The organism is Croceibacterium xixiisoli (assembly GCF_009827305.1).
Taxonomy (GTDB): Bacteria; Pseudomonadota; Alphaproteobacteria; order Sphingomonadales; family Sphingomonadaceae; genus Croceibacterium_C; species Croceibacterium_C xixiisoli.
This window is the reverse complement of record NZ_WTYJ01000002.1, coordinates 140819-153857: the sequence shown is the minus strand read 5'-3', so window position 1 is coordinate 153857 and position 13039 is coordinate 140819. Positions and strand designations below refer to the sequence as shown.

General features: G+C 62.8%; 11 protein-coding genes. 5 read left to right on the top strand and 6 right to left on the bottom strand.

Annotation, left to right across the window (positions count from 1 at the left end):
- Positions 1-125: 125 nt before the first annotated feature.
- Positions 126-1532 (top strand): hypothetical protein, encoded by a 1407-nt coding sequence (locus GRI97_RS18400; RefSeq protein ID WP_202392693.1) that lies wholly within the window; start codon positions 126-128, stop codon positions 1530-1532.
- Between the two features lie 43 nt (positions 1533-1575).
- On the opposite strand, the gene GRI97_RS09785 is transcribed toward GRI97_RS18400, so the two are convergent.
- The 3 genes from GRI97_RS09785 to GRI97_RS09775 form a co-directional block, all read right to left on the bottom strand.
- Positions 1576-4125: an HWE histidine kinase domain-containing protein gene (locus GRI97_RS09785; protein WP_161391012.1), complete on the bottom strand. Its 2550-nt coding sequence runs from the start codon at positions 4123-4125 to the stop codon at positions 1576-1578.
- A 220-nt stretch (positions 4126-4345) separates the two neighbouring features.
- Positions 4346-5929: a phosphoglycerate dehydrogenase gene (gene serA / locus GRI97_RS09780; protein WP_161391011.1), complete on the bottom strand. Its 1584-nt coding sequence runs from the start codon at positions 5927-5929 to the stop codon at positions 4346-4348.
- A gap of 106 nt (positions 5930-6035) precedes the next feature.
- A complete protein-coding gene (locus GRI97_RS09775; RefSeq protein WP_161391010.1) occupies positions 6036-7175 on the bottom strand; it encodes a phosphoserine transaminase in 1140 nt (379 codons plus the stop codon).
- Between the two features lie 191 nt (positions 7176-7366).
- On the opposite strand from GRI97_RS09775, the gene GRI97_RS09770 reads away from it, so the two are divergent.
- The 3 genes from GRI97_RS09770 to GRI97_RS09760 all read left to right on the top strand — a co-directional run bounded on the left by GRI97_RS09770 (position 7367) and on the right by GRI97_RS09760 (position 9267).
- Positions 7367-7825, top strand: coding sequence for an MgtC/SapB family protein (locus GRI97_RS09770; protein ID WP_202392692.1), 459 nt, complete (start codon positions 7367-7369; stop codon positions 7823-7825).
- Positions 7826-7939: 114 nt separating this feature from the next.
- Complete coding sequence (locus tag GRI97_RS09765) at positions 7940-8626, top strand: extensin family protein (RefSeq protein WP_161391009.1); 687 nt, start codon at positions 7940-7942, stop codon at positions 8624-8626.
- Positions 8627-8709: 83 nt separating this feature from the next.
- Positions 8710-9267, top strand: coding sequence for a rhodanese-like domain-containing protein (locus GRI97_RS09760; RefSeq protein WP_161391008.1), 558 nt, complete (start codon positions 8710-8712; stop codon positions 9265-9267).
- A gap of 6 nt (positions 9268-9273) precedes the next feature.
- Here the strand turns inward: GRI97_RS09760 and GRI97_RS09755 are convergent, their stop codons facing one another.
- A complete protein-coding gene (locus GRI97_RS09755) occupies positions 9274-10179 on the bottom strand; it encodes an AraC family transcriptional regulator (RefSeq protein WP_161391007.1) in 906 nt (301 codons plus the stop codon).
- Positions 10180-10323: 144 nt separating this feature from the next.
- Here GRI97_RS09755 and GRI97_RS09750 point away from each other — a divergent pair, with 144 nt between their 5' ends.
- Positions 10324-11358: an aldo/keto reductase gene (locus tag GRI97_RS09750; RefSeq protein ID WP_161391006.1), complete on the top strand. Its 1035-nt coding sequence runs from the start codon at positions 10324-10326 to the stop codon at positions 11356-11358.
- A 57-nt stretch (positions 11359-11415) separates the two neighbouring features.
- Here the strand turns inward: GRI97_RS09750 and GRI97_RS09745 are convergent, their stop codons facing one another.
- Both GRI97_RS09745 and GRI97_RS09740 read right to left on the bottom strand, forming a co-directional pair.
- On the bottom strand, positions 11416-12168 hold the full coding sequence (locus GRI97_RS09745; protein WP_161391005.1) for a proteasome-type protease: 753 nt from the start codon (positions 12166-12168) through the stop codon (positions 11416-11418).
- Positions 12169-12205: 37 nt separating this feature from the next.
- Positions 12206-13021, bottom strand: a complete 816-nt coding sequence (locus GRI97_RS09740) for a transglutaminase family protein (protein WP_161391004.1) — start codon at positions 13019-13021, stop codon at positions 12206-12208.
- Between the last annotated feature and the right edge of the window lie 18 nt (positions 13022-13039).

Genomic DNA, 13039 nt, shown 5'->3' with positions numbered 1-13039 from the left:
TAGGTTTGATGAATTCAAACCAACGGCTCTGTGGCCTTTCCGCATCAGAGAGCCGAAATTTTCCGTGATCCGTTTTCCGGAGTTTGTCCGCTTACCCCTTTGGCAATTGCAAATTTGGGGATGGCATGATGAATTATCGGAAATGGATCCATACGGCTGCGCGCGGCCGGATTCTCGCCGGCGTTGCTGGATTCGCGGCGACGCTGTCGCTGGTTGGCTGCGGCAATGACAAGCCGGCACCCATCCCGACGCCAACCCCCACGCCGGTAACGCCGGCGCCGACACCACCAGCGGTCGCCTTTTGCGATCCGGCGAATCCAGCCCCTACTCCCGCGCCTGCACCGGGATCGGCAATCACCTATCAGACCGGCGACGGCCATCGGATCCGCATCCACAATGGCGTGCTGACCATTCAGGCCCCGGTGACGCAGACGACGACCGAGGATTTCCGCTATGCTTCGCATGGCACCTGCGAGGTGCTGGGCGGGCGGGTGCTGCGGACATGGGCCGGCGACCGGCGCAGCATCACCCTGCCGGGCGGCGCCAAGCTGACCATGCGGGGGCAGAGCCAGCAATTGCTGCGTGTCAGCATCTATGACGGGGCGACCAGCCGCGAGGTGGATGTACTGACCCATACGGTGATGCATGACAGCAGCGATGCCGCCATCGCACGCAGTCGCGATGCGGCGGAATATGACGGGGAAACCGCGCAGTTGGACACTTTGCAATTTCCGGCGACCCGGCTCGATCCGCTGAGCCGCACATATATGATGCAATTGATCAATTTCTACACCGAGGCTGCCGCTGCGGATGGTACCCCGGCGCCGCGCATCTCAACCCCGCAATTGCTGGGTCGGCAGGACAAGGATGTCGTCCGCGCCGCCATTGCCGTGCCAGCGGCACCAGCGCAAACCGACGCCGTTTGTAGCACCACGCCGGATCCGCAGGACGGGTTGACCCGCAATGCCGATGGCACGCTGACCTATCTGACCCGCAGCGGGCAATGGCGGGTGAAGCTGGACGGCCATACGATCACCGTCAGCTATACGGGGAGCGATGGCATGGCGGCTGAGATGTGGGGCGACCCGCATGAGAACCTGAATGGCAAGCACATCAAGGACTGGGAAACATCGCGGCGTTCTGTGGTGCTGGGCGATGGCACCAAGATCACCATGCATGCCGATGGCCCGCAGGAGGTGATCCACACCACCAGCATCTATGATGGTGCGCAAAGCCATGAGATCGGCAGCGTCGGCAATGTCGTACGCCACAGTTGCATCAATACCGCCACTGCCCGCGAACGGGATGCGCAGGAAGCAGATGGAGAAACCGCACTGCTGACCATGCTGCGAAGCCCGCAATCGCAGATCGGCGGGCTCAGCTTCCTGAATGTCTATACCGAAACGAAGACCGCCACGGGACAGATGGAACGCGATATTTCCATCACCCTTCTCGGCGACACCGGTGAAGGCGACATCAACCCCAAACAAGTCAATGATTATTACGACGATCCCCGGATCGGCCACACCTGATATCCGGCCCAGGGCAGCGGGATTGGCTCGCTGCCCTGGGCGCCTATTCGATACCGGTTGCCACGGCAAAGGCGCTGGCGATTTCCTGCGCGCCATAGGGTTTGGCGATGATCGGAGCAGCAGCGCCAGCCTGGCTGTCCACCCCTTCCCCGTAACCGGTGGCAAACACGAAAGGCACGCCGCGTTCCGCGAGGCAGGCTGCGATCCGTTCACTGGTTTCCACGCCGAGATTGAAATCCAGCACGGCAAAATCGACCGCTGCCTGCTCGAGATAGCGCAACGCTGGGGCCGCCGCCGAGAAGACGCAGATGTCGGACGCGCCGAGTGATCGCAGCGCATCCTCTGCATCCAGGGAAATGATCATGCTGTCTTCGACCAGCAGGATTTGCTTTCCAGCCAACGGCTTGGGCCGTTCGTGCTGAGGAACGGGGGCGGCATTGCGGGTGGCTTTTTCGCTGATCCCGGCAATGTATCGCGCAGGCACGCAGAATTGCCCGTGCAATCCGCGCAGGCGATACTGCAGATCCGCATCTCCACCCAGATCGTGCGGGATCGCCCGCTCGATGATCGTCGAGCCGAACCCGCGGCGGGTTGGCGCCGTTACCGCCGGGCCGCCATTTTCGGTCCAGTCGATCAGCAGGCATCCTTCTTCATCCAGCCGCCATTCAATCAACACATTGCCGCTGTCGGACAAGGCGCCGTATTTGACGGCATTGGTCAGCAGTTCATGGAACACCAACGCCAGCGTGGTGAAGGCCACCGGTTCCAGCAGCACTTCCGGACCGGACAGGGTGACGCGCGCCTCGCTGGTTCCGAGATAGGCACGCGCTTCGGTTTCGAGCAGATCGGTCAAGCGCGCGGGCCCCCAACGATCGCGGGTGATCTGATCATGCGCGCGCGCGAGCGACTGGATGCGCCCGTCCAGATTGCCGATGAAGCCATCGACAGTATGGGTGCTGTCCCGGGTCTGCGAAATGAGCCCGCGGATCAACGAGAGAATATTGCGCACGCGGTGGTTCAGTTCCGCAATCAGCAATTCCTGCCGTTCGCTGGCCCGGCGGCGTTCTTCATTCACATTTTCGGACAGGCGCACGATAACTTCGAGCATGCCCACCCGGATTGCCTCAGCCAGGCGCCGTTCGGGCTGGGAGAACGGCAGGCACTTGCCCTTCACGATTTCCGCCCAGATTTCGAAGCTCTTGCGCGGGGTCAGCCGATCACCGCGGGGGCCTGGCATGATCGGTTTGTTGGGATTGCCCGCCCAGCGAACCGACTGCAGTTGTTCGGTGCGGAACAGCACAATGTAGTCGCGCGGGCGCGTTGACAGCGGAATGGCTATCAGCCCGGCCACCAGATCCGCATATTCGGACGCCGCGGGAACCAGAGACTGCAGATGTTCGGTAACGAAAATCTGGTTCGACGATGCCTGATTGAGCATGGCCAGAATATCGCCGAACTGTTCCGACGAAGGCGCACGCCCCTTGAATGTAACATGGCCATTATACTGGACAGCCGCACCATCAGCGGGAATGGCATCGAGCACCGTTTCGGCCAGCCAATCGGAATCGTGCAATATCTCCGCGTTGCGAGCAATGGTCGACACCAGCCGATCAATATTGTCGCGCCCGGTGTTTTCGTATTCCGCAGCTTCCGCACGTTCGCGGCTTTCCAGCATCAGGGAAAACATCTGCCCGAACAATTCGGATGCCGTGCGCACACCCATGCCCGGCAAACGCGGGGAGTAGTTGTGGCAGGCGATGAGCCCCCACAACCGCCCACCGACGATGATGGAGATCGACAGCGAAGCCGTGATCCCCATGTTCTTGAGATATTCGATGTGGATCGGCGATACCGCGCGCAAGACCGACAGCGACTGATCGAGCGGTTGACCATCGGCATCGAGCCCTGGGGTCAGCGGCACGGGGATGGCATTCACATCGGCGATGATGCGGAAGATGTTGCGCAGATAAAGCCGCCGGGCCTGCGCCGGGATATCCGAAGCGGGGTAATGGTGCCCCATGAAGCTGTCGATGCCGGGACCTGCGGCTTCGGCAATGACCTCCCCCGCGCCGTCGTTGTCGAATTTGTAGATCATCACCCGGTCGAACCCGGTAATCGCCCGCACCTGCCGTGCGCCTTCGCGCAGGAAGGCGTGCATCGAACTGGTCTGGTTGAGCCGTGCAAGAAGCGTGCGCACCACGCTGCCAACGTCATTGTCCTGCCCGGTGGCAGGCTCTGCCTCCATGACAATGGCATTGCCCGAAAAGTGCAGCGCCACATCAAAAGGCGGGGCCCCATCGAACAGTTGCACATTGAGCATGCGCTCCACCGCATCGGGCCCGCGCAGCAAGGTCAGCCTGTTGCGCAAATCATGCACTGCCTGCGGCAGAAACAGGTCTGACAGAGGTTTCCCGAGCAGTTCGTCAGGCGATTTCCCGGAAAATTCGGCCGTGTTCACCGAAACTCTGGAAATCAACCAATCCCGGCCCACGCTAACGAGAAATCCGAACGGCTGAATATTGCCCAGAATATGGATGGGCTCCTGATCACAGTTGAGCAGATCCACCTGATATTGCTGGCCGTAATTCGTCATTGGAAACTTTCATCGTGATCCGCGCGCCTGCCGGATGCAGCACAGCCAAACGGACCAACGCGCAAATGCGATGCAGGTTCCCCTTTAGACGCATTGCCACCCTTTCGCATAGGGCGACAGTTGCAAACGATAGCATATATCGACCTCCATCATCGGCAAAAAAGAAGCCGCCCCCGGGTGGTCGGGGGCGGCTTCGTTGTCTGACGATGTCAGTGATGGATCAGAAGGCGAGCGCCTTGACCGTCACCACGCCTTGCAGCGCTTCGGCCTGGGCGATGACATCTGCCGGGATTGCCTGATCGACGCTGAGCAGCACGACCGCTTCGCCACCGGCTTCGCGGCGGCCGAGGTGGAAGGTGCCGATGTTGATGCCGGCTTCGCCCAGCAGGCTGCCGATGCGACCGATGAAGCCCGGTGCATCGCGATTGACGATATAGAGCATGTGGCCTTCGAGATCGGCTTCGATGCCGATGCCGAAGATTTCCACCAGACGCGGGGCGCCATTGGAGAACAGCGTGCCGGCAACCGAGCGTTCGCCCTGGCTGGTGGCCACGGTCACGCGCACCAGCGTGTGATACACGCCTTCGCGCTCGTTGCGGATTTCGCGCACTTCGATACCACGTTCGCGGGCGAGGAACGGCGCGTTGACCATGTTCACGCTCTGCGAATAGCGGCTCATCAGACCAGCCAGCACCGCGCCAACGATCGGCTTCTGGTTCAGCTGCGCCGCAGCGCCTTCGGTTTCGATGCTGATCTTGGGCAGATCGCCATGGGCCAGCTGGCCGACCAGCGAACCGAGGTTTTCGGCCAGCGCCATATAGGGCTTCAGCTTGGGGGCTTCTTCGGCCGACAGGCTGGGCATGTTCAGCGCATTGGTGACGCCGCCATTGACCAGGAAATCGGCCATCTGTTCGGCCACCTGCAGTGCCACATTGACCTGCGCTTCGGTGGTGGAGGCACCCAGATGCGGGGTGCAGACGAAGTTTTCCGTGCCGAACAGCGGATTGTCGGTCGCGGGTTCTTCCACGAACACGTCCAGCGCGGCGCCGGCGATGTGGCCGCTGTCGAGCAGATCCTTCAGCGCCGCTTCGTCGATCAGGCCGCCACGGGCGCAGTTGACGATGCGCACGCCCTTCTTGGTGCGTTCCAGCCGTTCACGGCTGAGGATGTTGCGGGTTTCATCGGTCAGCGGCGTGTGCAGCGAGATGAAGTCGGCGCGCTGTTCCAGCGTGGACAGGTCCACCTTCTCCACGCCCATTTCCACGGCGCGTTCTTCGGTCAGGAAGGGATCATAGGCGATGACCTTCATCCGCAGACCCAGCGCGCGGCTGGCGACGATCGAACCGATATTGCCGGCGCCGATCAGGCCCAGGGTCTTGCCGGTAACTTCCACGCCCATGAAGCGGTTCTTTTCCCACTTGCCGGCGTGGGTGGAGGCGTTGGCTTCCGGAATCTGGCGCGCGAGCGACATCATCAGCGCGATCGCGTGTTCGGCGGTGGTGATGGAATTGCCGAACGGAGTGTTCATCACCACGATGCCCTTGGACGAGGCATAGGGGATGTCGACATTATCGACGCCGATGCCGGCGCGGCCGATCACCTTGAGATTGGTGGCGGCATCAAGGATTTCCTGCGTCGCCTTGGTGGCCGAACGAATGGCGAGGCCGTCATACTGGCCGATCACCGCCTTCAGTTCTTCCACGGTCATGCCGGGCTTTACGTCAACGTCGCAGCCGCGCTCTTCGAAAATGCGGGCGGCGTTGGGATCCATCTTGTCGGAAATAAGGACTTTGGGCTTGGTCATTGTTTTTGTTCCACTGCTTCCGTCGCGCGGTTCGTTGCCGCAGCGGACGGGCTGAATTCGGGGAAGTGGCATTCCGGCAGGCCGTGCCCGCCGGAATGCAGACAGATCAGGCTGCCGCTTCGGCGGTCAGCTGGGCATAGGCCCAGTCGAACCAGGGGCCGAGCGCTTCGACATCGGCGGTGTCGACCGTGGCGCCGCACCAGATCCGCAGGCCCGGGGGGGCATCGCGGTAACCGGCCACGTCATAGGCGGCATCCTGGTCTTCAAGCAGCTTGGCAAAGCGCTTGATGAAATCAGCATCGGCGCCTTCGACCGTCAGGCAGACCGAGGTGCGCGAACGCGTGCCGCGATCTTCGGCCAGATGGCCCAGCCAGCTGCGTTCGGCAACGATCTTGTCGAGCGCGGCGGCATTGGCATCGCTGCGCGCCTTGAGCCCTTCGAGCCCGCCCAGACCCTTGGCCCATTCGAGCGCGTGGATCGCATCTTCCACCGCCAGCATGCTGGGGGTGTTGATGGTTTCGCCCTTGAAGATGCCTTCGGCCAGCTTGCCCTTGGACATGAGACGGAACACCTTGGGCAGCGGCCAGCTGGGGGTGTAGTTTTCCAGCCGCTCGACGGCGCGCGGGCCGAGGATCAGCACGCCATGGCCGCCTTCACCGCCCAGCACCTTCTGCCAGGAGAAGGTGGCGACATCGATCTTGTGCCAGGGAATATCGTAAGCGAACACCGCGCTGGTGGCGTCGGCGAAGCTCAGCCCCTCGCGATCATCGGGAATCCATTCGCCATCGGGCACGCGCACGCCGGAGGTGGTGCCGTTCCAGGTGAACAGCACGTCATCGCTCCAGTCGATCTGATCGAGATCAGGCAGCTTGCCGTAATCGGCGCGCAGCACATTGGCTTCCAGTTTCAGCTGCTTGACCGCATCGGTGACCCAACCTTCACCGAAGCTTTCCCAAGCCAGCGCCGTGACGCCGCGTGCGCCGAGCATGGTCCACATGGCCATTTCGAAGGCGCCGGTATCCGAACCCGGCACGATGCCGATGCGGTGCGTATCGGGCAGCTGCAGCACTTCGCGCATCAGATCGATGCACAGCTGAAGGCGCGTCTTGCCGATCTTCGCACGATGCGAGCGGCCGAGCGATTCGGTGGCGAGTTTTTCGGGGGCCCAGCCCGGCGGCTTCGCGCAGGGACCGGAAGAAAAGAATGCACGCGCGGGTTTCCGCGCGGGTACCGTATTGTCAGTCATAAAGACTCTCCTCACAGAGAGCTCGCGCGGCGTTGGGACCGCGTGGCCCGGCGCCGCACCTAAACCCATCGGCAGCGGAGTCAAGCGGCGCGATGACGGACCGGCAGTTATCAGCGGTTATCGGTTACCCACCGGCAATCTTGCCCGCCCTGCCCCATCATGCCAATCATCCGGCGGGAGAGATGGACACCATGGACAGCGACACGCTTCTTCGCCTGCTGGCGGCCACCGGATGCGGTGTGCTGATCGGGATTTCGCATGATTTGCGCGGCAAGCCGGCGGGTACCCGCACGCTGGGGCTGGTGGCGCTGGGCGCTGCGCTGCTGACCGCCGGCACCACGCAATTGCCGATGATCGCCGGGCACCCGGATGCGGTCAGCCGCGTGATCCAGGGCGCCATTCAAGGTATCGTTACCGGCATCGGTTTCCTGGGCGCGGGCGCGATCATGCGCGGGCCCAATGAGGTGCGCGGGCTGACCACGGCGGCCAGCGTCTGGGTCACCGCCGTGCTGGGCATCATCTGCATGCTGTCGCCCTGGCCGCTGATCGGCATCGGATTGCTGATCGCGGTGGTGCTGTCGGCGTTCGCCCATCCGCTGGAGAACTGGCTCGAACGGCGGCGCAAAACCGAATCGGATCAGGAAAGCTGACATGGTGACGGCCTGACACCAATCCGGAGCCGCCCGGCCCCAAACCAGCCAATTCCCTTATAAAGTCAGCACCCGCTTAAGGCGGCGTTAACCGCAATATGGGACCAACGGCCCATGAGAGGATACGCCACCCTTGCTCTGTTGGCGGCTCTGCTGAGCGCCTGTTCCATTCCCGAGGCCAAATCCGGCGGCGGGCGGAGCGGTGGCGGTGGGCCCAGCAGCAGCGCGAGCGGGCCGCCGATCGCCGTCAATCCGCAGGCGCGCCAGTGCCTGGCCAATCTGGGCCAGATGGGCGCCAGTTTCACGCCCCTGCCCGATCGCTATATCAGCCAGGGCTGCACCAATCTGGGCACCGTTCAGCTGACCGCGCTGGCGGCCGACAATGGCCAGTTGATGATCGGCAATCTGGGCCCCGTCACCTGCGATGTAACCAGCGCCTTTGCCGGCTGGGCCCGTTTCGGCGCGGATCGTGCAGCGCGGCAGATCCTGGGATCGCCGCTGCGCAGCATCGAGACCATGGGCAGTTACAATTGCCGCAATGTCGCGGGCAGCGGCCGCCGATCCGCCCACGCCACGGCAGCGGCGATCGATATCTCTGCCTTCGTGCTGGAAGACGGGCGGCGGATCACCGTCAGAAACCATTGGAACAATGGCAGTTCGGATGAACGCCGGTTCCTGCGCACGGTGCAGGAAAGCGCGTGCAAGCGGTTCGCTACCGTGCTTGGCCCCGGATACAATGCCGCCCATCACGATCATTTCCATGTCGAGGGCGTGATGGGTACGAAGAGCTTCTGTCGGTAACGCCCTCTGCCGCTCAGCCATTGTTCACCCGTGCAATGATGAATTGGCCTTTCTGATCTTGTCGGATGGAAAAGAGGGTTCCGATGCGTCTTGCGATGATCACCAGCCTTGCCCTGCCCCTGCTGATAGCTGGTTCTGCACTGGCGCAATCCCCGGCGGCGCAAGGGCCCACCCGACTGACGACACCGATTCAGACGACGCCGGAACAGCGCAATCCGCAGATCGATTACCCCGGGTTCCAGCAGCTGACGCGGGAGATCGCCCCCGTGCGTTCTCAGCGCCTGCTGCCGATGACAGATTTTCAGGCCGTGGCCGGGCAGCCAGATGTACTGGTGCTGGACGCGCGTTCGCGCGATGCCTTTGTGGCCGGACATCTGGCCGGCGCGGTCAATTTGCCGCTGACCGATTTCAACGAAGAAAGCCTGGCCGCTGTCATCGGCACAGACCGGGGCCGCAAGATCCTGATCTATTGCAACAACAATTTTTCCAACAATGCCGCCCCGGTACCGCGCAAGGCGGCCCCGCTGGCGCTGAATATCCAGACCTTCATCAATCTGACCGGCTATGGCTATCCCAATGTCTGGGAACTGGCCGATGTGGTGGATTTCAACGATCCCGCCGTGGGCTGGGTTACCGGCTGAACCCGCCTACCCCTCAGCCAGCATCACCATGCCGGCGCGGATCGCGGCGCCGTCACGGCCGGGGGCCTCACCGAACTGCCGACGGTAATCGCGGCTGAACTGGGACGGGCTTTCATAACCCGCAGCATAGCCGATCGCGGCAATATCCCCCTCCCCCGCCAGCAGCATGCGCCGCGCCGCGTGCAGGCGAATGTGTTTCTGGAAGCTGATCGGCGTCATCGCCGTGGCGGCGCGGAAATGGCGGTGGAAGCTGGCGAGACTCATGCCGGCCAGCGCGGCCAGTTCGGGCACGCGCAAGGGTTCGGCATAGCTGTCCCGAATGCGGCCGACCGCGCGGGCGATCCGGCCCATGCGACTGTCGGCCAGGCCCGCCTGGCGCAGCATGAGGCCATGTTCGCCATGCAGCAGTCGCCAGACGATTTCGCGGCGGATCAGCGGCGCCAGCACCGGCAGATCGCGCGGCCGGTCCAGCACATCGAGCAGGCGGGTCAGCGGATCGATCAGATCGCCGGCCAGATCACCGACCGCGATGGTCGTCAAAGGCGTTGCCCCGGCCGCAGGTTCACCGCCTTCGGCCAGCACCAGATCGGCGATCATCGCCGGATCGATCGCCAGGCTGAAGGCCAGATAGGGGCGCTCCGCACTCGCCTCCACGATCCGCGCCGTCACGGGCAAATCCATAGAGGCGATCAGGCATTTGCCCGTGTCATAGCGATAGGCCCGATCGCCCAGCAGGCTGACCTTCGCGCCCTGCAGGACCGCGCAGAAGGACGCGCGATAGACCGAATGGATCAGATCGGATGGTTGGTAAGCAACGGTCAGCCGAAGCCCTTCCAGCGGGCTGTCGGCACCGTGCAAAGCGTGCTGGCGCAGCAGCAGGTCGCGGATCCGATCGAGTGCAGCATCTTCCATGATGCGCCCTTGTGCCGTGCCCTGGAAGCAGAAGAAAGACGGTGTTTGAGAGAATCGGGCAAGAGAATGCGACGATCTGCATCGCACTGCCGGCGCCTGCGCCCTATCTCTGCAGCAAGCTTCCACCCCAAAGAGGAGACGCCCATGCGTTATCGTCAGCTTGGCCCCAGCGGCCTGTTCGTATCCCAGCTCTGCCTTGGCACCATGACATTTGGCGGCAGCGGCGGCATGTGGGGCCAGATCGGCCAGTTGCAGCAGGAAGAGGCCGATGCGCTGGTGCGCGCGGCGGTGGATGCCGGGGTCAATTTCATCGACACCGCCAATGTCTATGCCGGGGGTGAGAGCGAGCGCATCCTGGGCCAGTCGATCCGCAATCTGGGCCTGTCGCGCGACGAACTGGTGATCGCCACCAAGGTAATGGGACCGATGGGCGAAGGGCCCAATGCACGCGGCACATCGCGCAAGCACGTTCTGGATCAGTGCCGCGACAGCCTGCAACGGCTGCAGCTCGACCATATCGATCTTTATCAGATTCACGGCTTCGACCCGGCAACGCCCATGGTCGAAACGCTGGAGGCGCTCAACACCCTCGTGCAGCATGGCCATGTTCGCTACATCGGCCTGTCCAATTGGGCCGCCTGGCAGATCGTGAAGGCCATTGGCCTGACCGAAGCGCGGCGGCTGGCGCCGATCCTGTCGCTGCAGGCCTATTACACGCTGGTAGGCCGCGATCTGGAGCGGGAGGTGATCCCGATGCTGCAGTCCGAAAATCTTGGCCTGATGGTGTGGAGCCCGCTGGCTGGCGGATATCTGTCAGGCAAATACAACGCCGGCAGCGACGGTGAAGCCGGCCGCCGCGCCGCCTTCAACTTCCCCCCGGTCGATCTGGATCGTGGGGACAAGGTGATCGCCGCGCTGCGCCCGGTGGCGGAAAAGCACGGCAGCAGCCCCGCTCGCATCGCGCTGGCCTGGTTGCTGCACCAACCCGCCGTCACCAGCGTGATCATCGGCGCCAAGCGGCCCGATCAACTGGCCGACAATCTGGCCGCTGTGGAGGTGCAGCTGGATGGCGATGATCTGGCGGCCCTGAATGCCGCCAGCGTGCTGCCGGCCGAATATCCGGGCTGGATGCTGGAACGGCAGGGAGAATACCGGGCGCATATGGCCGGGCAGAACTGACGATGATGCCGGGTGACAGTTCCGTTGCCACCCGGCCATCATCAACCATTCAAGCCGTTATTTCACCTTCGGCTGATAGAATGTGTAATCGGGCAGCGAATGGAATGCGCTGCGCAGCGCATCGCTCCAGCTGGAGGAAATGGCCTCGTAATAGGGGTCGTTCTGTTCGATCCGCCGTTCGTGCAGCGGCTGGAAGTTGTCGCGTTCCAGCACCAGCAGATCCAGCGGCAGGCCGACCGACAGATTGGCCTTCAGCGTGGAATCGAAGCTGACCGTCAGCAGTTTCACCGCATCTTCGAAGCTCATATCCCGGTCATAGCCGCGGATCAGGATCGGCCGGCCATATTTGGTTTCCCCGATCTGGAAGAATGGGGTGTCAAAACTGGCTTCGATGAAATTGCCTTCGGGATAGATCAGGAACAGGCGTGGTTCCATGCCCTTGATCTGACCGGCCAGGATGATCGAGGCGGAAAAACGCCCACTGCCCTTGGCGCCGTTGCGTTCCTGGGTATCCTGCACGGTTTGTTGCAGCAGCTTGCCGACTTCGGCCGCGACCTGAAACATGGTCGGCAGTTCAAGCAAGGAATTGTGTCGGTTGTCCGGGGCCTTGGTGCGTTCTTCCAGATGGCTGATGACCGCCTGGGTGGTGGCCAGATTGCCCGCCGTCATCAGGGCGATCACGCGTTCGCCCGGATTGTGCCAGCGGAACATCTTGCGAAAAACCGAGATGTTGTCGACGCCCGAATTGGTCCGGGTGTCGCTCATCAACACCAGCCCGCGATCGAGCACCATTCCCACGCAATAGGTCATTCAACGTCCCTGTGGCCACCAGTACGAAGGCACGGCTCTACTGCGCGGTAACCTGCTGTTCAACCGCGAGATCGACTTCCAGATGTTCGGCAACCGTGCCGAAGCTGATCCCGGTCAGCGGCGCGGCATCGTGATAATCGCGCCCGGTGGCCACGCGGACATAGCGGTGATCGGGGCAGATTTCATTGGACACGTCGAAGCCCACCCAGCCCAGCCCGTCCACCCAAGCTTCTGCCCAGGCATGGGTCGCATCCTGCTGCACCCGGTCGTCCATCAGCAGATATCCGCTGACATAGCGGGCCGGAATATCCATCGCCCGTGCGGCAGAAATGAAGATATGCGCGTGGTCCTGGCACACCGCATGGCCAGCGGTGACCGCCTCTTCCGCCGTGGTATCCACCCGCGTTTCCCCCGGCTTGTAAGGCACCCGTGCCAGGATCGCCGCCGACAGATTGTGCAGCGTGGCCAGCGTGCCTTCATCGCTGCGCTCAACGGCAGCCAGCAATTGCCGGATCTTGGGGCCAGGCTTGGTAAAGGCCGTCTGGCTGAGGAAAGCCCACAGCGGCAGATGCCCCGAATGCTGGCCGATCACCCCGGCATTGTCCCGCGTGATCACGGTGCCATGGCAGGTGATGGTCACTTCCTGCGCGTCTTCTTCCAGCGAGACCAGCGTCACATGGTTGAAGTGCTGATCGTCATAGCTGAGTTCTTCGCGCGCCCCGACATATTCGACACGCCAGTCGATCACTTCCTGCCCTTGCGTCGTTTTGGGCATCAGCCGCAGCCGTTGCAGTCCGTAGGTTGCCGGCTGGTCGAAGCGGTAGCGGGTGGTGTGGCGGATAGCGAGCTGCATGCCCTGTCCCTGCTGCGG

Bases quoted from the DNA above. Each gene is read 5' to 3' on its own strand.
- GRI97_RS18400 (WP_202392693.1), top strand. From the start codon at position 126: ATGATGAATTATCGGAAATGGATCCATACGGCTGCGCGCGGCCGGATT.
- GRI97_RS09785 (WP_161391012.1), bottom strand. From the start codon at position 4,125: ATGACGAATTACGGCCAGCAATATCAGGTGGATCTGCTCAACTGTGAT.
- serA (WP_161391011.1), bottom strand. From the start codon at position 5,929: ATGACCAAGCCCAAAGTCCTTATTTCCGACAAGATGGATCCCAACGCC.
- GRI97_RS09775 (WP_161391010.1), bottom strand. From the start codon at position 7,175: ATGACTGACAATACGGTACCCGCGCGGAAACCCGCGCGTGCATTCTTT.
- GRI97_RS09770 (WP_202392692.1), top strand. From the start codon at position 7,367: ATGGACAGCGACACGCTTCTTCGCCTGCTGGCGGCCACCGGATGCGGT.
- GRI97_RS09765 (WP_161391009.1), top strand. From the start codon at position 7,940: ATGAGAGGATACGCCACCCTTGCTCTGTTGGCGGCTCTGCTGAGCGCC.
- GRI97_RS09760 (WP_161391008.1), top strand. From the start codon at position 8,710: ATGCGTCTTGCGATGATCACCAGCCTTGCCCTGCCCCTGCTGATAGCT.
- GRI97_RS09755 (WP_161391007.1), bottom strand. From the start codon at position 10,179: ATGGAAGATGCTGCACTCGATCGGATCCGCGACCTGCTGCTGCGCCAG.
- GRI97_RS09750 (WP_161391006.1), top strand. From the start codon at position 10,324: ATGCGTTATCGTCAGCTTGGCCCCAGCGGCCTGTTCGTATCCCAGCTC.
- GRI97_RS09745 (WP_161391005.1), bottom strand. From the start codon at position 12,168: ATGACCTATTGCGTGGGAATGGTGCTCGATCGCGGGCTGGTGTTGATG.
- GRI97_RS09740 (WP_161391004.1), bottom strand. From the start codon at position 13,021: ATGCAGCTCGCTATCCGCCACACCACCCGCTACCGCTTCGACCAGCCG.